21 protein-coding genes and 1 pseudogene are annotated in these 20,590 nt (G+C 44.3%); 17 read left to right on the top strand and 5 right to left on the bottom strand.

The genetic code is table 11. The features are described from left to right. The first annotated feature begins 18 nt into the window (after positions 1–18). Complete coding sequence (locus AEA42_RS09975; protein WP_055647645.1) at positions 19–639, top strand: riboflavin synthase; 621 nt, start codon at positions 19–21, stop codon at positions 637–639. A 9-nt stretch (positions 640–648) separates the two neighbouring features. Here the strand turns inward: AEA42_RS09975 and AEA42_RS09970 are convergent, their stop codons facing one another. Together AEA42_RS09970 and AEA42_RS09965 are read right to left on the bottom strand one after the other, a co-directional pair. Next, positions 649–849 carry a CPXCG motif-containing cysteine-rich protein gene (locus AEA42_RS09970; RefSeq protein WP_011622722.1) on the bottom strand — a complete coding sequence of 67 codons (201 nt, stop codon included), beginning with the start codon at positions 847–849 and terminating at the stop codon, positions 649–651. Positions 850–1,064: 215 nt separating this feature from the next. After that, positions 1,065–1,325 (bottom strand): hypothetical protein, encoded by a 261-nt coding sequence (locus AEA42_RS09965; RefSeq protein ID WP_229777991.1) that lies wholly within the window; start codon positions 1,323–1,325, stop codon positions 1,065–1,067. A 375-nt stretch (positions 1,326–1,700) separates the two neighbouring features. On the opposite strand from AEA42_RS09965, the gene thrS reads away from it, so the two are divergent. The 4 genes from thrS to rplT all read left to right on the top strand — a co-directional run bounded on the left by thrS (position 1,701) and on the right by rplT (position 4,827). Beyond that, the gene (gene thrS / locus AEA42_RS09960; protein ID WP_037418422.1) at positions 1,701–3,629 is read left to right on the top strand and encodes a threonine--tRNA ligase; all 1,929 of its coding nucleotides are present in this window, start codon (positions 1,701–1,703) and stop codon (positions 3,627–3,629) included. Positions 3,630–3,632: 3 nt separating this feature from the next. Then, positions 3,633–4,175, top strand: a complete 543-nt coding sequence (infC, locus tag AEA42_RS09955) for a translation initiation factor IF-3 (protein ID WP_011072302.1) — start codon at positions 3,633–3,635, stop codon at positions 4,173–4,175. Between the two features lie 84 nt (positions 4,176–4,259). Next, positions 4,260–4,454 carry a 50S ribosomal protein L35 gene (gene rpmI / locus AEA42_RS09950; RefSeq protein WP_011072303.1) on the top strand — a complete coding sequence of 65 codons (195 nt, stop codon included), beginning with the start codon at positions 4,260–4,262 and terminating at the stop codon, positions 4,452–4,454. A gap of 16 nt (positions 4,455–4,470) precedes the next feature. Further along, a complete protein-coding gene (gene rplT, locus AEA42_RS09945) occupies positions 4,471–4,827 on the top strand; it encodes a 50S ribosomal protein L20 (protein WP_006081652.1) in 357 nt (118 codons plus the stop codon). Between the two features lie 147 nt (positions 4,828–4,974). Here rplT and trxB read toward each other — a convergent pair whose 3' ends face one another. Together trxB and ald are read right to left on the bottom strand one after the other, a co-directional pair. Next, positions 4,975–5,928, bottom strand: a complete 954-nt coding sequence (gene trxB / locus AEA42_RS09940) for a thioredoxin-disulfide reductase (RefSeq protein ID WP_011622726.1) — start codon at positions 5,926–5,928, stop codon at positions 4,975–4,977. 251 nt (positions 5,929–6,179) lie between these two features. Then, a complete protein-coding gene (gene ald / locus AEA42_RS09935) occupies positions 6,180–7,295 on the bottom strand; it encodes an alanine dehydrogenase (protein ID WP_037418428.1) in 1,116 nt (371 codons plus the stop codon). 180 nt (positions 7,296–7,475) lie between these two features. Between ald and lrp the strand changes: the two genes are divergently transcribed. The 6 genes from lrp to serS all read left to right on the top strand — a co-directional run bounded on the left by lrp (position 7,476) and on the right by serS (position 14,747). Beyond that, entirely contained in the window at positions 7,476–7,982 is a 507-nt protein-coding gene (lrp, locus tag AEA42_RS09930; RefSeq protein ID WP_037418431.1) for a leucine-responsive transcriptional regulator Lrp, read from the top strand. 324 nt (positions 7,983–8,306) lie between these two features. Further along, the gene (locus AEA42_RS09925; protein ID WP_037427635.1) at positions 8,307–11,045 is read left to right on the top strand and encodes a DNA translocase FtsK 4TM domain-containing protein; all 2,739 of its coding nucleotides are present in this window, start codon (positions 8,307–8,309) and stop codon (positions 11,043–11,045) included. A gap of 69 nt (positions 11,046–11,114) precedes the next feature. Then, the gene (gene lolA, locus AEA42_RS09920; RefSeq protein WP_055647644.1) at positions 11,115–11,735 is read left to right on the top strand and encodes an outer membrane lipoprotein chaperone LolA; all 621 of its coding nucleotides are present in this window, start codon (positions 11,115–11,117) and stop codon (positions 11,733–11,735) included. 8 nt (positions 11,736–11,743) lie between these two features. Next, positions 11,744–13,075, top strand: a complete 1,332-nt coding sequence (locus AEA42_RS09915) for a replication-associated recombination protein A (protein WP_055647643.1) — start codon at positions 11,744–11,746, stop codon at positions 13,073–13,075. Then, positions 13,068–13,442: a fluoride efflux transporter CrcB gene (gene crcB / locus AEA42_RS09910; RefSeq protein WP_037418443.1), complete on the top strand. Its 375-nt coding sequence runs from the start codon at positions 13,068–13,070 to the stop codon at positions 13,440–13,442. Before AEA42_RS09915 ends, crcB begins: the two co-directional genes overlap by 8 nt. An 18-nt stretch (positions 13,443–13,460) precedes the next feature. Further along, the gene (gene serS / locus AEA42_RS09905) at positions 13,461–14,747 is read left to right on the top strand and encodes a serine--tRNA ligase (protein WP_055647642.1); all 1,287 of its coding nucleotides are present in this window, start codon (positions 13,461–13,463) and stop codon (positions 14,745–14,747) included. A gap of 218 nt (positions 14,748–14,965) precedes the next feature. Here the strand turns inward: serS and eco are convergent, their stop codons facing one another. Then, positions 14,966–15,517: a serine protease inhibitor ecotin gene (eco, locus tag AEA42_RS09895; protein ID WP_055647641.1), complete on the bottom strand. Its 552-nt coding sequence runs from the start codon at positions 15,515–15,517 to the stop codon at positions 14,966–14,968. 521 nt (positions 15,518–16,038) lie between these two features. Here eco and AEA42_RS23040 point away from each other — a divergent pair. From AEA42_RS23040 to AEA42_RS09865, 6 genes and pseudogenes are all read left to right on the top strand, one after another. Further along, the gene (locus AEA42_RS23040) at positions 16,039–17,214 is read left to right on the top strand and encodes a methyl-accepting chemotaxis protein (protein WP_050991390.1); all 1,176 of its coding nucleotides are present in this window, start codon (positions 16,039–16,041) and stop codon (positions 17,212–17,214) included. A gap of 32 nt (positions 17,215–17,246) precedes the next feature. Beyond that, the gene (locus tag AEA42_RS09885) at positions 17,247–17,612 is read left to right on the top strand and encodes a response regulator (protein WP_037429781.1); all 366 of its coding nucleotides are present in this window, start codon (positions 17,247–17,249) and stop codon (positions 17,610–17,612) included. A 12-nt stretch (positions 17,613–17,624) separates the two neighbouring features. Further along, complete coding sequence (locus AEA42_RS09880) at positions 17,625–17,945, top strand: STAS domain-containing protein (RefSeq protein ID WP_037418461.1); 321 nt, start codon at positions 17,625–17,627, stop codon at positions 17,943–17,945. Continuing rightward, positions 17,942–20,116, top strand: a complete 2,175-nt coding sequence (locus AEA42_RS09875) for a chemotaxis protein CheA (protein ID WP_055647640.1) — start codon at positions 17,942–17,944, stop codon at positions 20,114–20,116. The genes AEA42_RS09880 and AEA42_RS09875 overlap by 4 nt, the downstream gene beginning before the upstream one ends. A gap of 25 nt (positions 20,117–20,141) precedes the next feature. Then, positions 20,142–20,357 (top strand): hypothetical protein, encoded by a 216-nt coding sequence (locus AEA42_RS09870; RefSeq protein ID WP_055647639.1) that lies wholly within the window; start codon positions 20,142–20,144, stop codon positions 20,355–20,357. A gap of 38 nt (positions 20,358–20,395) precedes the next feature. Next, positions 20,396–20,590 (top strand): annotated as a pseudogene (locus tag AEA42_RS09865) (IS4 family transposase); the annotation flags it as partial.

The following is a 20,590-nucleotide window of genomic DNA, read 5'->3' as shown; positions in this document are numbered from 1 at the left end:
CGAATAAGCGAGCAAAAAATGTTTACTGGTATAGTTCAAGCCACCTGTGAGGTGGTTGCAATACATAAGAAAGATGGCCTCAATACCCTTGAGGTAGCGTTTAAACCTGATTTGCATGAGGGACTTGCAATTGGCGCAAGTGTGGCAAATAACGGGGTATGTCTGACGGTGACTCAGGTCGTTGATGATAGGGTATTTTTCGATGTAGTGGAAGAGACCTTAAGATTGACTAACTTGGCAAATTTATCCGTTGGGCAGCGCGTTAACATTGAACGCTCTCTGACTTTTGGTAGCGAAATTGGCGGCCATATCCTATCTGGACACATTCATACCAAGGCAAAAGTCAGTCACATTAGTCACACCGAGCAACATTATGATCTGACCTTAAGCGTCGATCCTAAATGGATGAATTATATTCTCTATAAAGGCTTTGTTGGGGTAAATGGTTGCAGCCTTACCGTTGGCGAGGTGACCGAGAGTACTTTTATGCTGCACTTGATCCCAGAAACTCTTAAGTTGACCAATTTAGGCCAATGTCAGGTTGGTGATGAGTTAAATATCGAAATTGACAGCCAAACCCAAGCCATCGTCGACACCGTCGAGCGTGTGCTGGCTAAACGTTTTAGCGGCCAATCTTAATCAACATGCCTAATAAATTTGCTCGTCGTCCGAGTCAATATATAACTCTATAGTTCGGCGGGCATCATCCACATGTAAACGCAGGTGGATGGGGTTACAACAAATTCGGCAGTCATCGTAATAATCCTGATCGCCGCTGCTGGCATCAATACTAATATGTTGATGGTGTCCGCAGTGGGGGCAGGCAATGACTTTATTCATGATCCTCATGGCGCAACTCCTCGCTAACGAAGGGATGACATTTGTCGCTAAGCCTTCATACTGGCTTTGTTTGAGTATACAAGAATGTGCCGTGGCAGCTTAGATAAAGTCGGTATCAAAATCTCAGTAACTAGATTTTTCCATTCAGCTCAGCGCTTGGTACTTTTTTCACTAAAATTTTCTAGCGTAAGAACCGTCAAGCATGTGCACCAGTATAAGTTAACTCAATCCTTTACAGTCATCAGTTCGACGGGCGCCGTCGGTAATATGCCTTCCTCTATATTGTCACTAATGGCCTGCGATAGTCGTTCTATCTGTAGCAAAAGCTCGGCATGGATATCGGCCTGTAAGCCACTGGTGTCGAATTGTACTGTTTGGCTTTGAACCACTATCGGCTCAGGTTGTGTTTTTGGTATGGGGTTAACAGAGATTGGGTTCTGGGCGACTTGGTTAAGTGCAACCGTCAATAGGATACTCGTGAACATACCAACTCCTTTTGCTTCATTATTTACAGCGATGCGACGGCAACGGTATTTGTTATGGCAAATAACAAAGAATCCCGCGGTCATTTAACGCGCATAGCGTAGGGGCGTTAGATGACAGCCACATGAACGATTGACTGCAATATGATGAATTAATGGCAAACTTCGCGGATTGGTTTAATAAATGAATCGATTTGGGCGCTAAGCCCCGCAATCGGGCCATTTAACTTGCGTGTATTAAAGACGATCCCGTAGAATAACTGCCTGCTACGCAAGGCGGCTAAGACTCCTGTACTGTCTTAACCTCGCGAGCATTACTCTTTTTACTTAATCACCATGTGGCCCTACGTGTGGGTCACCACTGGACAAGGATATTTCATGCCTGTAATTACACTTCCTGATGGTAGCAAACGCGAGTTTGCACATCCCGTATCGACTCTCGATGTTGCCGCTGATATTGGCCCTGGTCTTGCGAAAGCCTGTATCGCTGGTCGCGTGAATGGCGAACTCAAAGACGCTTGCGATCTTATCGAAATCGATGCTGAACTTTCTATTATTACCGCTAAAGACGAAGAAGGTATTGAAATCCTTCGCCATTCTTGTGCGCATTTATTAGGCCATGCAATCAAGCAATTATGGCCACAAACCAAGATGGCGATCGGTCCTGTGATCGATAACGGCTTCTACTACGACATCGATCTTGAGCATAAGCTGACTCAAGAAGATATCGAAGCCCTCGAAAAACGTATGCTTGAACTGGCAAAAACCAACTATGACGTGGTGAAACGCGTTGTAAGCTGGCAAGAAGCCCGTGATACCTTCGCCGCCCGCGGTGAAGAATATAAGATTGCGATTCTGGATGAAAACATCAGCAAAGATGCGACACCTGCTCTGTATCATCACGAAGAATACACTGACATGTGCCGTGGTCCTCACGTGCCAAACATGCGTTTTTGCCAGCATTTTAAATTGATGAGCATTGCCGGCGCCTACTGGCGCGGTAACTCTGAAAACAAGATGCTGCAACGTATTTACGGTACTGCGTGGGCTGACAAAAAAGCCCTGAGTACCTATTTAACTCGCCTTGAAGAAGCGGCTAAACGTGACCACCGCAAGATTGGTAAGCAGCTCGATCTTTACCATATGCAAGAAGAAGCACCCGGCATGGTGTTTTGGCATAACGACGGTTGGAGCATCTTCCTCGAGTTAGAAAGATTCATTCGCCGCAAGTTAAATCAATACACTTACCAAGAAGTGAAAGGTCCGCTCATGATGGACCGCGTGCTTTGGGAGCGTTCAGGTCACTGGGATAAGTACTCAGAAGCCATGTTCACCACCAGCAGTGAAAACCGTGAATATGCGGTTAAGCCAATGAACTGCCCTGGCCACGTACAGATTTTCAACCAAGGTTTGAAATCTTACCGTGACTTGCCATTGCGTATGGCAGAATTTGGTTGCTGTCACCGTAATGAGCCTTCTGGTTCACTGCATGGCCTGATGCGCGTACGTGGTTTTACTCAAGACGATGCCCATATTTTCTGTACTGAAGAGCAAGTTCAAGCGGAAGTCAGCTCTTGTATCCAAATGGTATACGATACTTACTCTACCTTCGGTTTTGAAAACATCGTGGTAAAACTATCAACTCGCCCAGAAAAACGTATCGGTGACGATGCGATGTGGGATAGAGCTGAAGAAGCGTTGAAACAAGCCTTACGTGCTAATAATATTGAATTCACTATTTTACCGGGTGAAGGTGCCTTCTACGGTCCTAAGATTGAGTTCACACTGCACGACTGTTTAGACCGTGCATGGCAGTGCGGAACAGTGCAACTTGACTACGCATTACCAAGCCGTTTAGGTGCAACTTATGTGGCGGAAGATAATAGCCGTCAAACGCCTGTGATGATCCATCGTGCAATTTTAGGTTCGTTGGAGCGTTTCTTAGGTATTCTAATTGAAGAATATGCTGGTCGGTTCCCAACATGGTTAGCGCCAATGCAAGTTGTCGTGATGAATATCACCGACAAACAGGCTGATTATGTTGAAGAAGTGGTCAAATTCTTCAAAGAACAAGGTATTCGTGCCTCATTTGACTTGAGGAATGAGAAAATAGGCTTTAAAATACGCGAACACACCTTAAGGCGTGTCCCTTATTTATTGGTCGTTGGCGATCAAGAGATGGAAAATAAGGAAGTCGCGGTGCGTACTCGTGATGGCGTTGATTTAGGTAAGATGCGAATTGAAGATTTCGCCGCTAAAATCCATCAACAGATTTCGCTCCGTAGTCTCAAATTGTTGGAGGAATAGGTCATAAAGATCAAGAAAACAGCAGGGCGTCAGCTGGCCCCTAATAGAATCAATGAAGAAATCACAGGTGTACCAGAAGTACGCTTAACTGGCATTGATGGTGAAGCTATTGGTGTGGTGAGCATCAGAGATGCTCAGAATTTGGCAGATGAAGCAGGTGTAGACCTAGTTGAAATTAGTCCAAATGCTGAACCTCCAGTATGTCGCATTATGGACTACGGTAAGTTCCTGTTTGATAAGGCTAAGTCAGCCAAGGAACAAAAGAAGAAGCAAAAGCAGGTTCAGGTTAAGGAAATTAAATTCCGTCCTGGAACTGACGAAAACGACTATCAGGTAAAACTACGCAACCTGATACGTTTTCTGGAAGACGGGGACAAAGCGAAAATTACGCTGCGTTTCCGAGGTCGCGAAATGGCCCACCAAAATCTTGGTATGGATCTTTTGAACCGTATTAAGACTGATTTGGATGAGTATGCGGTTGTTGAATCCTTCCCGAAAATGGAAGGCCGACAAGCCATCATGGTGCTAGCGCCTAAAAAGAAATAAGTAGGGCAACCTATAAAGTAGCGAAGGCTATATGCCTTCGCTCGCCTTGCTTTTTATTTAACATCCCAATGCGGAGTTTTAGTAATGCCTAAAATGAAAACCGACAGAGGTGTAGCGAAGCGTTTTAAGAAAACCGCTAATGGTTTCAAGCGCAAGCAAGCCCATTTACGTCACATTCTGACCAAAAAGAGCACTAAGCGTAAGCGTCACTTACGTAACAAGTGTTTAGTTGCCAAAGTTGACGTTCCAGCAATCGCGCGTCAATTACCATACGCTTAATTTAGGAGATTAGAAAATGCCAAGAGTTAAGCGTGGTGTAACCGCACGTGCTCGTCACAAGAAAGTTTTAAAATTAGCTAAAGGTTATTATGGCGCTCGTAGCCGTACTTACCGCGTTGCTGTTCAAGCAGTAACTAAAGCTGGTCAATATGCTTACCGTGACCGTCGTCAGAAAAAACGTCAATTCCGCCAACTGTGGATTGCACGTATTAATGCTGCAGCTCGTCAAAATGGTCTGTCTTACAGCCGTTTCATCAACGGTCTGAAAAAGGCGTCTATCGAAATCGATCGTAAGATTTTGGCTGACATCGCGGTATTCGACAAAGTTGTATTCGCAACTTTAGTTGAAAAAGCAAAAGAAGCGTTAAACTAAGCAATTAGTTTGTCGCACTTAAGAGGGGACCATTTGGTCCCTTTTTTTGTTGCTGTTTTTAGCCACAACATGCAGATAAAAAATAGCAGGCTAAGGTAGTTAACCTATGCCTGCTATTATTTGAGTCTAGATAAGACCTACAGTAGATTATTTCTTCGCGTCTAAGTAACGCTCGGCATCTAATGCTGCCATACAACCTGTACCCGCAGAGGTAATCGCTTGACGGTAATGTTGATCCATCACATCTCCTGCGGCAAACACACCTTCTATACTGGTTTGCGTGGCGTTACCTTGGAGACCACTCTGCACCTTCAAATAGCCGTTGTTCATCTCTAATTGGCCTTCGAAAATCCCTGTGTTTGGGCTGTGACCAATGGCCACGAACACACCGGCAACGGCTAGATCAGTGATAGAACCGTCTTTGGTGCTCTTCATTTTTAGACCTGTTACACCCATTGCATCACCAACCACTTCTTCCATGGTTTGGTCGAGATGCAGGATAATGTTGCCGTTGGCGACTTTATCCATTAAACGGTCGATAAGAATTTTTTCTGAGCGGAAGGTGTCGCGACGGTGAATTAAGTGCACTTCGGCGGCGATATTGCTTAGGTATAGTGCTTCTTCAACGGCTGTGTTACCACCACCGATCACTGCAACTTTTTGATTACGATAGAAGAAACCATCACAGGTTGCACAGGCCGATACGCCGCGTCCTTTGAACGCCTCTTCCGACTCAAGTCCTAAGTAACGGGCAGAGGCACCAGTGGCGATGATCAGCGCATCACAGGTATATTCGCCGTTATCGCCTTTTAAACGGAAAGGACGTTCAGTTAGCGTCACTTCATTAATATGATCGAACAGAATTTCAGTATCAAATTTTTCCGCATGCTTTTGCATACGTTCCATTAATGCTGGACCCGTTAAGTCTTCTGCATCACCTGGCCAGTTTTCAACTTCAGTTGTGGTCGTTAACTGACCACCTTGCTGCATACCTGTGATCATCACAGGCTTTAAGTTTGCGCGCGCAGCATAAACTGCGGCTGTGTATCCTGCGGGACCTGAACCTAAAATCAATAGGTTACTATGTCTGACTTGGCTCATTTTTCTCTCCGTGCTTTTAGCAAATTGCATGGATTGTAGGGAATTTACCTGTAGGGGTAAAGCGATGTTTGGTGATTCTTTTAGATTATGCTAATCGAATCCTAAGGCAAATTGTCAGCCTGAGTTTACTAAGGCTATGGCTTAAAACCGGCGTGAGTGAAGATAATTGTGATCTGCATAAAAAATCGGCCTCAACAGAGTGAGGCCGAACAAAGCAGAGTAGGTCCGTGTGAACCTAGGCTCTCATATGATTAGGCTAATAAACTTGCTGGCGCTGTGTACTCAAGATTTAATGCTTGAGCCACTTCTTTACAAACCAGTTTGCCGTGCATTACGTTCAAACCGTTTAGTAAGTGCTTGTCTTGTAACAGGGCGGCTTTATAACCTAAGTTAGCTAACTTAAGGATATAAGGCAGAGTTGCGTTATTGAGAGCGAAGGTTGATGTACGGGCTACTGCGCCTGGCATGTTCGCTACACAGTAGTGCACAACATCATCAACGATATAAGTTGGATCTTGGTGAGTCGTTGCATGGGAGGTTTCCACGCAACCGCCTTGGTCGATAGCAACGTCTACGATAGCACTGCCTGGTTTCATACGAGAAATCATGCTACGTGTCACCAGTTTAGGTGCCGCAGCACCAGGAATTAATACGCCACCAATGACTAAGTCAGCTTCTAATACATGGCGCTCAATCGCATCGGCAGTCGAGTAAACCGCTTTAACTGCAGAACCAAATTGCATGTTTAAGCGACGTAGTGCATCGATGCTACGATCAAGCACAACTACATCTGCGCCCATACCGACAGCCATTTGCGCTGCATTAGTACCGACCATGCCACCGCCAATGATCACAACTTTAGCTGGCTCAACACCGGGTACACCACCTAATAACATACCACGACCACCAGAAGATTTTTCCAGCGCCATCGCACCCGCTTGGATAGACATGCGGCCAGCCACTTCTGACATCGGGGCTAACAGCGGTAAGCCACCACGGTCATCGGTCACAGTTTCGTAAGCGATACATACGGCACCACTTTTAATTAAATCTTCAGTTTGTGGTAAATCCGGTGCTAAATGCAGATAAGTGAATAAAATCTGGTCATGACGCAGCATGGCGCGTTCAACTGCCTGAGGCTCTTTTACCTTTACAATCATCTCTGCTTTAGCAAAGACTTCAGCAGCAGTTGCTAATATTTTTGCGCCTGCATCAATATAATCCTGATCAGTAAAACCAATTCCCGTGCCGGCATTCGTTTCTACAAACACTTCATGACCTTTGATTGTCAATTCGCGAACGCTTGAAGGAACCATACCGACACGATACTCGTGGTTTTTAATTTCCTTTGGTACACCAATAATCATTTTTGAGCCTCAATTGCCTGAAAAACCCACTTTTAATGGGCATAATTGTTATTTTATCGTGACCTGAACGTGATTAATTCAGGGATATCTAGTATAGTATCGGCGACGCAGTTTATGCTGCTGAACTTTAGACATACGTAGAATAAAATGTTGTTTTAGTGATAAAGCAAGGTTAAATAAATGGCATATAATAAAAAGAGTCCTGTAAAAGACTTGGATCGCATCGATCGCAACATTCTTAATGAATTACAAATTGATGGACGCATTTCAAATGTGGAACTATCTAAAAGAGTGGGATTAAGTCCTACTCCGTGTTTAGAAAGAGTGAAACGACTCGAAAAGCAAGGATATATCAATGGCTATACTGCTTTGGTGAATCCTCATTTCTTGGGTGCATCCCTACTGGTATTCGTGGAAATCACATTAAGCCGTGATACTCCCGAAGTATTTGATAAGTTTAATCGCGCTGTGCAACTGTTGGATGATATTCAAGAATGTCATCTCGTTTCTGGTGACTTTGACTACTTATTAAAAACACGTGTTTCTGATATGTCGGCTTATCGCCGCCTATTGGGCGAAACTTTACTGAAATTACCTTCTGTTTCTGATACCCGTACCTACGTGGTGATGGAAGAAGTTAAACATACTAGTCGTGTTGCGATAAACCAACTGCTCTGCGATATTTAATACCCTGAAACGGTTACAATAAGGGGCCTAGGCCCCTTATTTATTCCAGTGTAAGCCTTTTAAAACCACACTTATAACCTTGCTTTTGCCCTTAAGTTAGCCAGCTTAGGGGCATATTTTTATCTGGCATTTGTCTTCAACAATGTAGCCTAAATTGATTGCGGAATAATCAGTTAATGGTCAAAGTCCTAGCTTTTATGAGCCAAGAGCGTTTTTTTAGCTTATAGCAGTAATTCTTAGGAGAAAAACCGCCTAAGATGCTCCACATTTAATGGGATTCTGGTATCGTTAGCCCACCTGTTTCAATTTTATGGATTAAGTCGTTTGTCTCAAGGAAATAGTGTACGCACGCTCTCAGGCTTGCAGCGTCTGCTCGAAGGCGGACTCATCATTTGCTGTGTTGTAGCCACTTATATTTTGCTCGCTTTAGCCAGTTTCAGTCCCTCAGATCCGGGTTGGAGTCAGTCTCATTTTCAAGGTGATATCAATAACTGGACAGGGGCTGTTGGTGCTTGGATCGCCGATATTCTGCTGTATTTTTTTGGCGTGACAGCCTATATCATGCCAATTATTGTCGCCTCTACTGGTTGGCTGCTTTTTAAGCGGGCCCATGATTTGTTGGAAATCGACTACTTTTCGGTTGCATTGCGGATCATTGGTTTTCTGCTACTTATTCTTGGTTTTTCGGCATTAGCCAGCATGAACGCCAATAATATCTATGAGTTTTCCGCAGGCGGTGTAGCTGGTGATGTCATTGGCCAAGCGATGCTGCCATATTTTAATAAGTTAGGCACAACCTTATTGCTATTGTGCTGTTTAGGCTCGGGTTTTACGCTATTAACAGGGATCAGTTGGCTGACTGTGGTTGAAAAGGTCGGCTTTGTCTCAATCTGGTGCTACAAACAACTCAAACGTTTACCTCAGTCGTTAAAGCGTGAGCGAGAAACGGAAGATACTCGCGGTTTTATGTCTGTTGTGGATAAATTCCGCGAGCGTCGTGATTCGCAGCATGTGCTTGATAAAGCTAAAATACGTCAACCAGATACAACACAAAGTCGCGTGATCCATACACGGGCTTTACCAGAAGAGCCCCGTGAAGAATTCATCACTGAAGCCAGTAGTGGTAAAGGTAAGTTATCTTCTTTGGTTAAAATTTTAAGTTTAAACAACAATAAAGCAAAAGCTGAACCTAAAGGCCAGCAACGCGTTGAGCCGCAACTTGATCCTGTTAGCGCGGTGGCTGAATATGGTCATTTTGAAGCGCCACCTTGGGTAGCTAAAGCGCAAGATGCTGATTTGGAAGAAGATGAAACCGATAACGGTTTCAACGCTCAGGTTTTCGACGACGATGAGGATGAACCAGTATTGCATCGCGAAGCTATCATTGATGAAGATGATGACATCTTAACGTTCAATGATGACGATGTGATCGATTTTGATACCAAAGCATCTACGGGGGCAGTGACTCAAGCGCAGCGCCAAAAGCAAGCTCCTAAGGCTAAGATTGTCGATGGCATTGTCGTATTACCCGGCCAAGAAGATAAACCTGTGCCGACTAAGCCTATGGATCCGTTGCCAAGCATCAGTTTGCTCGATGTGCCTGATCGCAAAAAGAACCCGATTAGTCCCGAAGAGTTAGAACATGTGGCACGTTTGGTTGAAGCTAAGCTTGCCGACTTTAATATTGTTGCCACTGTTGTGGGGGTCTATCCAGGTCCGGTGATCACTCGTTTTGAGCTTGAACTTGCGCCAGGTATTAAAGCCTCTAAGATTTCAAACCTTGCAAATGACTTAGCCCGTTCACTGCTGGCAGAGCGTGTGCGAGTCGTTGAAGTGATCCCAGGGAAATCTTACGTTGGCCTCGAACTGCCAAACAAGTTTCGCGAAACAGTGTATATGCGTGATGTACTCGACTGTGAAGCCTTTACTCAGAGCAAATCGAATTTAACTATGGTGCTTGGCCAAGATATCTCCGGTGAGCCTGTGGTGGTTGACTTAGGTAAAATGCCGCACTTATTGGTTGCTGGTACGACAGGCTCGGGTAAATCAGTCGGGGTGAACGTGATGATCACCAGCTTGCTGTATAAGTCTGGTCCTGAAGATGTTCGCTTTATCATGATTGACCCGAAAATGCTTGAGCTCTCGGTTTATGAAGGTATCCCGCATTTACTCTGTGAAGTCGTTACCGACATGAAAGAAGCGGCCAATGCGCTGCGTTGGTGTGTGGGTGAGATGGAGCGCCGCTACAAGCTAATGTCTATGATGGGCGTTCGTAACATCAAGGGCTATAACGCGAAAATCGCTGAAGCTAAAGCCAATGGTGAAGTGATTTATGATCCTATGTGGAAATCGTCTGACAGCATGGAGCCAGAGGCACCAGCCTTAGATAAACTGCCTTCGATTGTGGTGGTTGTCGATGAATTTGCCGACATGATGATGATTGTCGGTAAGAAAGTGGAAGAACTGATCGCCCGTATCGCCCAAAAAGCCCGTGCTGCGGGTATCCATTTAATCCTCGCGACCCAGCGTCCGTCGGTGGATGTGATCACCGGCTTAATCAAGGCTAACATTCCGACGCGGATGGCGTTCCAAGTGTCTTCCCGTATCGACTCCCGTACCATTTTAGATCAGCAAGGTGCCGAAACCTTACTCGGTATGGGTGACATGTTGTACTTACCGCCCGGAACTGCAGTGCCAAATCGTGTCCATGGTGCCTTTATCGATGACCATGAAGTTCACCGTGTGGTAGCCGATTGGTGCGCCCGTGGTAAGCCACAATACATTGATGAGATCCTCAATGGCGTCAGTGAGGGTGAACAAGTGCTATTGCCGGGTGAAACCGCCGAATCCGATGAAGAATACGATCCGCTTTATGATGAAGCCGTTGCCTTCGTGACCGAAACTCGCCGAGGTTCGATTTCGAGCGTGCAGCGTAAATTTAAGATTGGTTATAACCGTGCTGCGCGTATTATCGAACAAATGGAAATGCAGGGCGTGGTGTCGGCGCAGGGCCATAACGGTAACCGCGAAGTGTTAGCGCCTCCGGCCCCAAAACACTATTAATGTTAAGCTAGATGTCAGTTTGAACTCGCCATAATGCGGCGAGTTCAACTTTTAGTCCAAAGGATACCTATGAAAAAACTGTTGTGTGCTGTGTTGTTATCACCATTGTTATACAGCAATGCAGTGTTGGCCGATGATGCTAAGCAATTACGCGAAACCTTAAACGGCACGGAGTCCCTTAAGGCGGATTTTAAGCAAACCGTTACTGATGTGAATAAAAAAGTTATCCAAAGCGGGGCTGGCGTATTTGCACTTGCTCACCCTAATCAGTTTTATTGGCATTTAACTGCGCCCGATGAGTCTAAAATTGTCGCTGACGGTAAAGACTTATGGATCTACAACCCCTTTGCCGAGGAAGTTGTGATTATGGATTTTGCTGAAGCTATTAATGCATCGCCTATCGCTTTATTAGTTCACCGCGATGATGCCACTTGGTCGCAATATAGCGTGACCAAGAAGCAAGACTGTTATGAAATCAAACCTAAGTCGATGGACGCTGGTATTTCTGCGGTTAATGTGTGTTTTAACAAAGGCACACTGAATAAATTTAATGTACTCGATGATAAAGGCAATCTGAGCCAGTTTGACTTAAGCAACCAACACACGATTAGTTCTGCGGATAAAGCGCTGTTTAAGTTTGTGTTGCCTGATAACGTTGATGTTGATGACCAACGTATTAGAACCCGATAGGTTTACGCGTGAGCAGTTTATCGTTTAATTTTGCGCCTGATTTTCGTCCTTTGGCCGCGCGTATGCGGCCAAGGACGATTGCCGAGTATATAGGTCAAGCCCATTTGTTAGGTGAGGGCCAACCACTGCGCCAAGCATTAGAAGCGGGCCGCGCCCATTCGATGATGTTATGGGGACCGCCTGGTACTGGTAAAACGACCCTTGCCGAACTTATCGCCCATTACTCCAATGCCCATGTCGAACGTATTTCGGCGGTCACGTCGGGTGTAAAAGATATTCGCGCCGCCATTGAGCAAGCGCAAGCGATTGCTCAATCCCGTGGCCAACGTACCTTGTTATTTGTTGATGAAGTGCATCGCTTTAATAAGAGTCAACAGGACGCCTTTTTGCCCTTTATTGAAGATGGCACTGTGATTTTTATTGGGGCGACCACGGAAAACCCTTCATTTGAAATCAATAATGCCTTACTGTCGCGGGCGCGAGTCTATCTTATCAAGCGCTTAAGCCATGACGAGATAGTGCATATTATCACCCAAGCCTTAACGGACACCGAACGCGGCTTGGGGCAACGACAGTTAATTATGCCAAATGATGTGCTCAGTAAGCTGGCGCAGTTATGTGATGGCGATGCGCGTAAGGCGCTGAACCTGCTTGAGTTGATGAGCGATATGGTGGCCGATGGTGGCAGTTTTACCACTGAAATGCTGGTTCAAGTCGCCGGTCATCAAGTGGCAGGGTTCGATAAAAATGGTGATCAGTTTTACGATTTGATTTCTGCGGTACATAAATCGATTCGCGGCTCTGCGCCGGATGCCGCGCTCTATTGGTTTTGCCGCATTTTAGAAGGCGGCGGCGATCCGCTGTATGTCGCCAGACGCTTATTAGCCATAGCCTCAGAAGATGTGGGCAACGCAGATCCTGCTGCCATGACCATTGCGCTCAATGCCTGGGATTGTTTCCACCGCGTTGGGCCTGCAGAAGGTGAGCGGGCGATTGCCCAAGCGATTGTGTATTTAGCCAGTGCGCCTAAGAGTAATGCCGTTTACACCGCCTTTAAAGCGGCGAGGGCGCTGGCACGCGAAACCAGCCAAGAGGCCGTGCCTTATCATCTGCGCAATGCGCCGACCAAACTCATGGCGGAAATGGGCTTTGGCGCCGAATATCGCTATGCCCACGATGAACCCAATGCCTATGCCAGCGGTGAGAATTATTTCCCCGAATCCTTACAAGCATCGCAATTTTATTTCCCGACTGAACGTGGATTTGAGAAGCGGATTAAGGACAAATTGGCGCAATTAGCGCAATTAGATCAAGCCAGTGGGAGAAAAAGGTATGAATAATCTCATACTTGTGGCCTTAGGTGGTTCCATTGGTGCGGTTTTTCGCTATCTTATTTCAATATTCATGATCCAAGTATTTGGCAGCAGTTTTCCTTTTGGTACACTGTTGGTCAATGTCCTTGGTTCATTTTTAATGGGCGTCATTTACGCACTGGGACAATTGAGTCATATCAGCCCAGAACTCAAAGCACTAATTGGTGTTGGCCTGTTAGGTGCTTTGACAACGTTTTCAACCTTCTCAAACGAAACTTTATTGCTGATGCAAGAAGGAGATTGGTTGAAGGCGGCTTTGAATGTGGTGTTGAACCTAAGTCTATGTTTGTTTATGGTTTACTTAGGTCAACAACTGGTTTTTTCTCGCATTTAACTATTAAGAATATATCACATGTTAGATCCTAAATTTTTGCGCAACGAATTAGCAGTGACCGCTGAGCGATTAGCTACCCGTGGTTTTATTTTAGATGTCGCTCATCTCACCCAATTAGAAGAAAAACGTAAGTCACTGCAAGTGGCAACGGAAGAGCTGCAAGCCTCGCGTAATGCTATTTCCAAGTCCATCGGACAAGCTAAATCCCGCGGCGAAGATGTGGATGCCATCATGGCGCAGGTAGGCGATTTAGGTGCGCAATTAGATGCGAAGAAAGTCGAGCTGGCCGCGGTACTTGAAGAAGTGAACGCGATTGCTATGTCGATGCCAAACCTGCCAGATGAGTCTGCGCCTATTGGTGCTGACGAGACTGAAAACGTCGAAATCCGTCGTTGGGGCACACCACGCAACTTCGATTTCCCCGTTAAAGATCATATCGATTTAGGTGAAGGCCTAAACGGTTTAGATTTTAAGAGCGCAGTGAAAATCACTGGCTCACGCTTTATCGTGATGAAAGGCCAAATTGCCCGTTTAAATCGTGCATTAGGGCAGTTCATGCTAGATCTGCACACCACTGAGCATGGTTATACCGAAGCCTACGTGCCATTACTGGTTAACGAAGCAAGCTTATTGGGTACAGGCCAATTACCTAAGTTTGGTGAGGATTTATTCCACACAAAACCTGCGACCGAAGAAGGCCAAGGCTTAAGCCTTATTCCAACCGCAGAAGTGCCATTAACCAACTTAGTGCGTGATACCATCGTTGATGAAGATGAGTTACCCATTAAATTAACCGCACATACCGCGTGTTTCCGTAGTGAAGCAGGGTCTTACGGTAAAGATACCCGTGGCTTAATTCGTCAACATCAGTTTGATAAAGTGGAATTAGTACAGCTAGTTAAGCCAGAAGATTCAATGGCTGCACTCGAAGTGTTGACTGGCCATGCGGAAACGGTTTTACAACGCTTAGGCTTACCATATCGTACAGTGGTGCTTTGTACCGGTGATATGGGTTTTGGCTCAAGCAAGACCTACGATATTGAAGTGTGGTTACCTGGACAAAACACTTACCGTGAGATCTCTTCATGCTCAAATATGAAGGATTTCCAAGCGCGCCGTATGCAAGCGCGTTACCGTGTTAAGGCTGATAACAAACCCGCATTATTACATACCTTAAATGGCTCTGGTCTTGCGGTAGGTCGTACCTTAGTTGCAATTTTGGAAAACTATCAAAATGCTGATGGTAGCGTGACTATCCCTGAGGCGCTGCGTCCATACATGGGCGGACTCACACAGATCGGTTAATTGACATAACACAATACCATGGATAAAGGTCAACGCTATCTTCGTTGGCTTTCCTATACTGCGGTCATCGCCATATTTTGCGCTGTGATGCTCGCAACCTTAGGTAAAGCTGTCTGGGTTGTGTTAGAAAACGTCAATTAGCACGACTCAATGTTAAGACTCAAAATGAAAAGGGGTATCTGCAATAGATATCCCTTCTTTTTGATTTTATTACATGATTACTTTGAATATTGATACGCTGAATCAGCCTTCCACGTTCTAAAGCGCAGTTCTGCACCCTCGGGTAGATAAAACACCTTTGGTAGACGACTGTCATAACGCAGTGTTAATTCACTTGGGATCCTTAGAAATGCTTCTTTTTTGGCTAATTCAAAACAGGCCATCATAGTGCTTGGGCCTTCTGATATTTCATCGACCTGATAGTAGTTATAACCCCAACCTTCAACGGTGAGCTCTTTAAGCTGGCCATTGAGTCCATGTTTATTGCAATCAACAAGTTGAGTTTGGCCTATTTGGATCTCGACCATGTAGTCTGCTTCATTCTCAAGCTTAGGTAATGTCAAAATATGTTGAACCATGCCTTTGTTGGGGGCAGGGAACATTTTAACGGCTTCCCCTGGAGCATAATTATTGGTGTTCATACGAGAAACATTAATCATTGGGGCATTAAGTCCTGTTGGATGAGGCGGACTGACAGCACTGGCATTAAAAGAAAGCAACGTAAAGGCCAGTGGTACTACCGCAAGATAACGCAATTGAGTTAATTTCATACATTTCTCCTTAAGACTTAAAAAGAGGTTGCTAGGATAATGGAACAACCATTCTACGGTACCTATAAACGGCTTACTTGCAAGAAAGGGTTATTTATGCAGGAAAATTTAAGCCCATAACTCATTTTCCTTAAGATCTTTATCTAGCATTCGGCTATAAAATCAATGAATTTTAGAGGGTTGAACTGTGTTTTTGAAAAATGGTGCATTCATAGAAAATTTTATAGTCTCGATGCTGTGGTTTGTTTGAGCTTAAAAACTGTTCAAAAAATAATACCACTTAGCAGACCGATATCCATCAACTACTTACGATGTACTTAATCCGAACGTCATTTCATCCCCAATGTTAAATTTATTTAGATAATTAGAGGCTTATTTAATTAAATCAGCCTTTTGTGTGATCTTGTTCAAGAAGTACTCAGAGTTTTGGCGTAATACGAAAAAAGCGACTACGTTTATCTGTAGGGAAAAGTTTCTTCCGTAACAACATAATAGAAATATAAATAAAAGAGACAGTAAAAATGACAAGCATGGAGCGCAATCTTTTTTCTACCACAACCTTGACCTTTATTGTTGGAGCTATAGTCTTCTGCGGGCTTGTTTGGCTCTCCCATTGGTGGCTTGCAGGCCTATCTTTACTCTCATACTTTGGATTTGCTTGGGTGCTTCGGGCACAAATTCACAAATCGACTCATCTTTATCAATCTCGCCAACTCGCCTATGAAAAAGAGAAACGACATCATGTTGACCAACAAGTCGCCAAACTTGAGGCGATTATTTCCCGCTTAGTACCCGTTTGGCAGGGACATATCGTCTCTGTCGACCAACAAATGAACCAAAGCGTAGCCAATATGACGGAGCGATTTAGTTCAATTATCAGCGAAATCGAAAAAGTCACTAGTAATTCAACTGGGATCGCAGATCAACTCCACTCCCCAGGTATAGAAGACGACAAAGCTCTGCTAAAAGCATTATTTAATGACTTAAACCAGATGAATAGTGCCAAACTGCACCATTTAGAACAGTTAACCGCATTAGTTAACGATACCAAAGCACTTGATGGACTCGCAGCTGAAGTTAGAAAAATTGCCCAACAAACCAATTTATTAGCCTTAAATGCGGCAATTGAAGCCGCTAGAGCCGGAGAATCGGGGCGCGGCTTTGCTGTAGTGGCTGATGAAGTCAGAACCTTGTCAGCTCAATCAGGGCAGACAGGTGAACGGATTACTCAGCAAATTACTGAATTAAATCAACGTATGGCGGAGCTATACCAGCTGACCGATGCAGCTACTTTACAGGAAAGCCAAGCGCTAGAAGGTGGCGAGTCCATTCTCATCCGTGTAATTGACCACCTCGAAAATCGTACTTTGCAAATGAAAGATGAGGGTATTCAAGCATTAGAGCTTGGTCGGCAAGTTAAAAGAGAAATTGAGCAAATATTAGTGGATTTTCAATTTCAAGATCGCTGCGACCAAATGTTAAGACAGCTTGTCGCCAGTATTGATGAGCTTACAGAGCTAATCCGTGTTCAACAGCAAGCGAGGGAAGCCGGTTTACCTATTCCTGAAGGTGATGTGGATTCCTTACTTGCCATGATGAAGCAAAGGTATGTGGCGACCGAACAGCATATTCACCATAGTTCAAAAAAAGATAGCCATTATCAACATGCAGAGAAAAGTTCTATTAACTTCTTTTAGTTCACGTTTATAAAACAAGGATGGCCACTGAGATGAAAAGAATACTCGTAGTTGATGACTCTGCCTCTATCCGACATGTCGTCAGTATTGCGCTTAGGGGCGCAGGTTATGAGGTCATTGATGCCTGTGATGGTAAAGATGCACTGAGTAAACTCAATGGCGATAAAATTAATCTTATTATCAGTGACGTTAATATGCCAAATATGGATGGCATTAGCTTTTTAAAAGAAGTTAAAAAACATCCGCGTTATAAATTCACTCCAGTCATTATGCTCACCACCGAGGCGGGTCGGGATAAAATGGAAGAAGGTCGCATGGCGGGAGCTAAGGCATGGGTAGTCAAGCCTTTTCAACCACCCCAAATGCTTGATGCGGTAGCTAAACTTTGTTTACCGTAAAAGGATTTGTGTATGCCAATCAATATCGCGCTAAAAGATCTATCTATTAAGGTTAACTTAACCGAAGAGTTAACTATCTATAGTGTTATGGAATTTCGTGATGCACTAGTCGGTCATTTGCAACCGGGTGTAGACATCAGTGTTGATCTTTCTCAAGTGACAGAGATCGATACCGCAGGGCTTCAGTGGCTTCTGGCGCTTAAAGTATTGAATGAGGCACATCGAGTAGAATTTTGTCACCACAGCAAAGCGGTAATAGATGCTCTCGCACTTTCGGGTTTGTCTGGCACATTTGACGATACCATAGTGATATCCTCGGAGACTCGCCTATGACCGCCAATGACGTACAAAAGTTATTTATGACCGAAGCGGAAGAACTACTGACAGAAATGGAAGATGCATTATTGTCATTAGAGGTCGACGCAGAAAGTACAGAATTAATAAATCAACTTTTTAGAGCAATGCACACGATAAAAGGTGCAGCGGGTATTTTTAATTATCGTGCCATCGTTGATTTTACTCATCCCATTGAAACGTCCATTGATAGGTTGCGCAAAAATGAATTGAAAATAGATAGTGCGCTTATAGCACTACTCCTTAAGTGTAAAGATCATACATGGGCGTTGGTTAATGCTGCGGTAGAGGAGGATGAGGCAGAGTTGAATACACTCTGCATTCAAAGTCAGTCAATTTTGGCCGAATTAGCGCAGCATGAAAACCTTGAACCTTGTTACCCTCAGACTCTCGCCGCAGAGGCGATTACCCCTGAACGGATAGAAGGACATTATCTTGATACGGGCCATTGGCTTATATCACTGGATTTTAAAGCCGATGCACTACGTAATGGATTAGATCCATTAAGCTTTATTCGTTATTTGCATCAATTAGGTCAAGTGCTTGAAGTTATATGTTTAAGCCACAAGTTGCCGCCATTCGAAGAATGTGACTTCGAAAGTTGCTTTTTACGCTATCGTATTATTTTTGCTGGAGATTGTACAAAAGAACAAATTGAGTCGGTATTTGAATTTGCCCAAGATGATTGCGATATACAGATTCTACCTTCACAAAAAATCTCCGAATCATTTCAAGCTCTGATTGAACAGCTGAATCCGTCTGAAAATCAGCGACTAGGTGAAATTCTGCTATCGATCGGCGCCATCACTGAAAGAGAACTCTCTAAATCACTCGATTTACAGTCTGGTAAGAGTGAAGACTGCACGACTAAAAAACTGGGCGAAGTGCTAATTGCAAACTTACTTGTTGATAAACCTGTGGTTGAGCAAGCCCTTAAAAAACAAATTCAAGCTCGAGAGCAGGCGCAAACTATTCGCGTTGATTCTAATCGTCTTGGCCAGTTAATTAATTTGGTTGGTGAGCTGGTGACGGCAAGTGCTGCGATGAAGGTGATGGTCGACCGTTACCAATTTCTCGATGCTAATGACCTAGTAGGATCGGTAGAACATCTGGTCCAAGAAATTAGAGAAAATGCCTTACAACTACGTATGGTGCAGATAGGTGAAACCTTTTCACGTTTCCGGCGAGTGGTACGCGATGTCAGCAATGAACTAGGTAAACAAATTGAGTTGACCATCCAAGGGGGAGAGTCTGAACTCGATAAAATCGTTGTTGAAAAGATTAATGACCCTTTAACCCACCTTGTTCGCAATGCCCTAGATCACGGTATTGAACTTCCAGAGGCTCGTCTCAAGGCCGGTAAATCCGCTGAGGGACATCTGATGTTAAATGCCTACCATGATTCTGGACATATCGTTATTGAAGTCACTGACGATGGTGCTGGACTTGACCCTGAGCGCATTCGAAGAAAGGCTGAAGCATTGGGGTTAATTGATGTAAACCAGATGCTTAACCATTCTGAAATTTTGAAATTAGCCTTTGAACCAGGCCTCAGTACTAAAGATAAAGCAAGTAATCTGTCAGGAAGAGGTGTTGGTATGGACGTTGTTAAACGCAATATTGAAGCGTTACGCGGCTCAGTTGAACTCGATAGCGAGCTGGGTAAAGGTACAAAAGTGACGATCACATTACCATTAACTCTTGCCATTATTGATGGTTTTATGGTCGGTGCTGCCAACGAGAACTACGTGATACCGCTGAATATGGTAGAAGAATGTGTTGAGCTCAATCAGGGCGAATGGCATGAGCAACAGAAGAATTACATCAGTTTGCGTGGGGAACTGATGCCTTTTATTCGACTTAAAAATTTTTTTAATATACCCAATTTAAATCAAAACCATACCCGTGAAAGCCTTGTTGTTGTTCGTTTTGGTCGAACTAAAGCAGGGATAGTTGTCGATAAATTATTTGGTGAACAGCAAACAGTGATTAAGCCCTTAGGGAAAATGTTTCAACATCTCAAGGGATTAAGCGGTGCCACTATTTTAGGAACGGGAGATATTGCCTTGATCCTTGATGTACAGGGTTTAATTACTGAAGCAAGTATTAGCGCCAAAAAATATCATCATGTAGCACTGATTGATGAATAGCTTATGTTGAAAAGGAATATTGACTATGTTTAAAAAACTGACGCTCAGCATGCAGATTTCTGGTGGTTATGCATTGGTGTTATTACTATTGATTGTGATTTCATTAGCCGCCTATGTCGGGCTAACGAAAGCCATTGACGGTTTTAATGATTACCGCTCGTTGGCGCGTGACTCTGAAGAATCCCCTGATGATTTACAAATAAATCATCAAATTAGGGTGGAAGCGCATCTTGTTGCATGATCAAATGGTTTCGCTAAAAACTACACTTGGACAACAAGATGCGCGAAGCCAATATCCTACAACATTCTTTACACCAATACTGCCCAGAACTTCACCTAAAACGATTAAACAGCTTGATGCTGGCCTCTAAGGCACTGATTGAATGTAAGACACTGACCTTGACTGAGTTAGGTCGAAATTTACCAACCACGGCCCGAACCAAGCACAACATCAAGCGCATTGATCGTTTGCTC

The sequence above is a fragment of the Shewanella sp. Sh95 genome, from assembly GCF_001308045.1.
Taxonomy (GTDB): Bacteria; Pseudomonadota; Gammaproteobacteria; order Enterobacterales; family Shewanellaceae; genus Shewanella; species Shewanella xiamenensis.
This window is presented reverse-complemented; position numbering and strand designations above follow the sequence as displayed.

What these genes read in the sequence shown, in the direction of transcription:
- AEA42_RS09975 (WP_055647645.1), top strand. Translation starts at nt 19, where the DNA reads ATGTTTACTGGTATAGTTCAAGCCACCTGTGAGGTGGTTGCAATACAT.
- AEA42_RS09970 (WP_011622722.1), bottom strand. Translation starts at nt 849, where the DNA reads ATGAGGATCATGAATAAAGTCATTGCCTGCCCCCACTGCGGACACCAT.
- AEA42_RS09965 (WP_229777991.1), bottom strand. Translation starts at nt 1,325, where the DNA reads ATGTTCACGAGTATCCTATTGACGGTTGCACTTAACCAAGTCGCCCAG.
- thrS (WP_037418422.1), top strand. Translation starts at nt 1,701, where the DNA reads ATGCCTGTAATTACACTTCCTGATGGTAGCAAACGCGAGTTTGCACAT.
- rpmI (WP_011072303.1), top strand. Translation starts at nt 4,260, where the DNA reads ATGCCTAAAATGAAAACCGACAGAGGTGTAGCGAAGCGTTTTAAGAAA.
- rplT (WP_006081652.1), top strand. Translation starts at nt 4,471, where the DNA reads ATGCCAAGAGTTAAGCGTGGTGTAACCGCACGTGCTCGTCACAAGAAA.
- trxB (WP_011622726.1), bottom strand. Translation starts at nt 5,928, where the DNA reads ATGAGCCAAGTCAGACATAGTAACCTATTGATTTTAGGTTCAGGTCCC.
- ald (WP_037418428.1), bottom strand. Translation starts at nt 7,295, where the DNA reads ATGATTATTGGTGTACCAAAGGAAATTAAAAACCACGAGTATCGTGTC.
- lrp (WP_037418431.1), top strand. Translation starts at nt 7,476, where the DNA reads ATGGCATATAATAAAAAGAGTCCTGTAAAAGACTTGGATCGCATCGAT.
- lolA (WP_055647644.1), top strand. Translation starts at nt 11,115, where the DNA reads ATGAAAAAACTGTTGTGTGCTGTGTTGTTATCACCATTGTTATACAGC.
- crcB (WP_037418443.1), top strand. Translation starts at nt 13,068, where the DNA reads ATGAATAATCTCATACTTGTGGCCTTAGGTGGTTCCATTGGTGCGGTT.
- serS (WP_055647642.1), top strand. Translation starts at nt 13,461, where the DNA reads ATGTTAGATCCTAAATTTTTGCGCAACGAATTAGCAGTGACCGCTGAG.
- eco (WP_055647641.1), bottom strand. Translation starts at nt 15,517, where the DNA reads ATGAAATTAACTCAATTGCGTTATCTTGCGGTAGTACCACTGGCCTTT.
- AEA42_RS23040 (WP_050991390.1), top strand. Translation starts at nt 16,039, where the DNA reads ATGACAAGCATGGAGCGCAATCTTTTTTCTACCACAACCTTGACCTTT.
- AEA42_RS09885 (WP_037429781.1), top strand. Translation starts at nt 17,247, where the DNA reads ATGAAAAGAATACTCGTAGTTGATGACTCTGCCTCTATCCGACATGTC.
- AEA42_RS09880 (WP_037418461.1), top strand. Translation starts at nt 17,625, where the DNA reads ATGCCAATCAATATCGCGCTAAAAGATCTATCTATTAAGGTTAACTTA.
- AEA42_RS09875 (WP_055647640.1), top strand. Translation starts at nt 17,942, where the DNA reads ATGACCGCCAATGACGTACAAAAGTTATTTATGACCGAAGCGGAAGAA.
- AEA42_RS09870 (WP_055647639.1), top strand. Translation starts at nt 20,142, where the DNA reads ATGTTTAAAAAACTGACGCTCAGCATGCAGATTTCTGGTGGTTATGCA.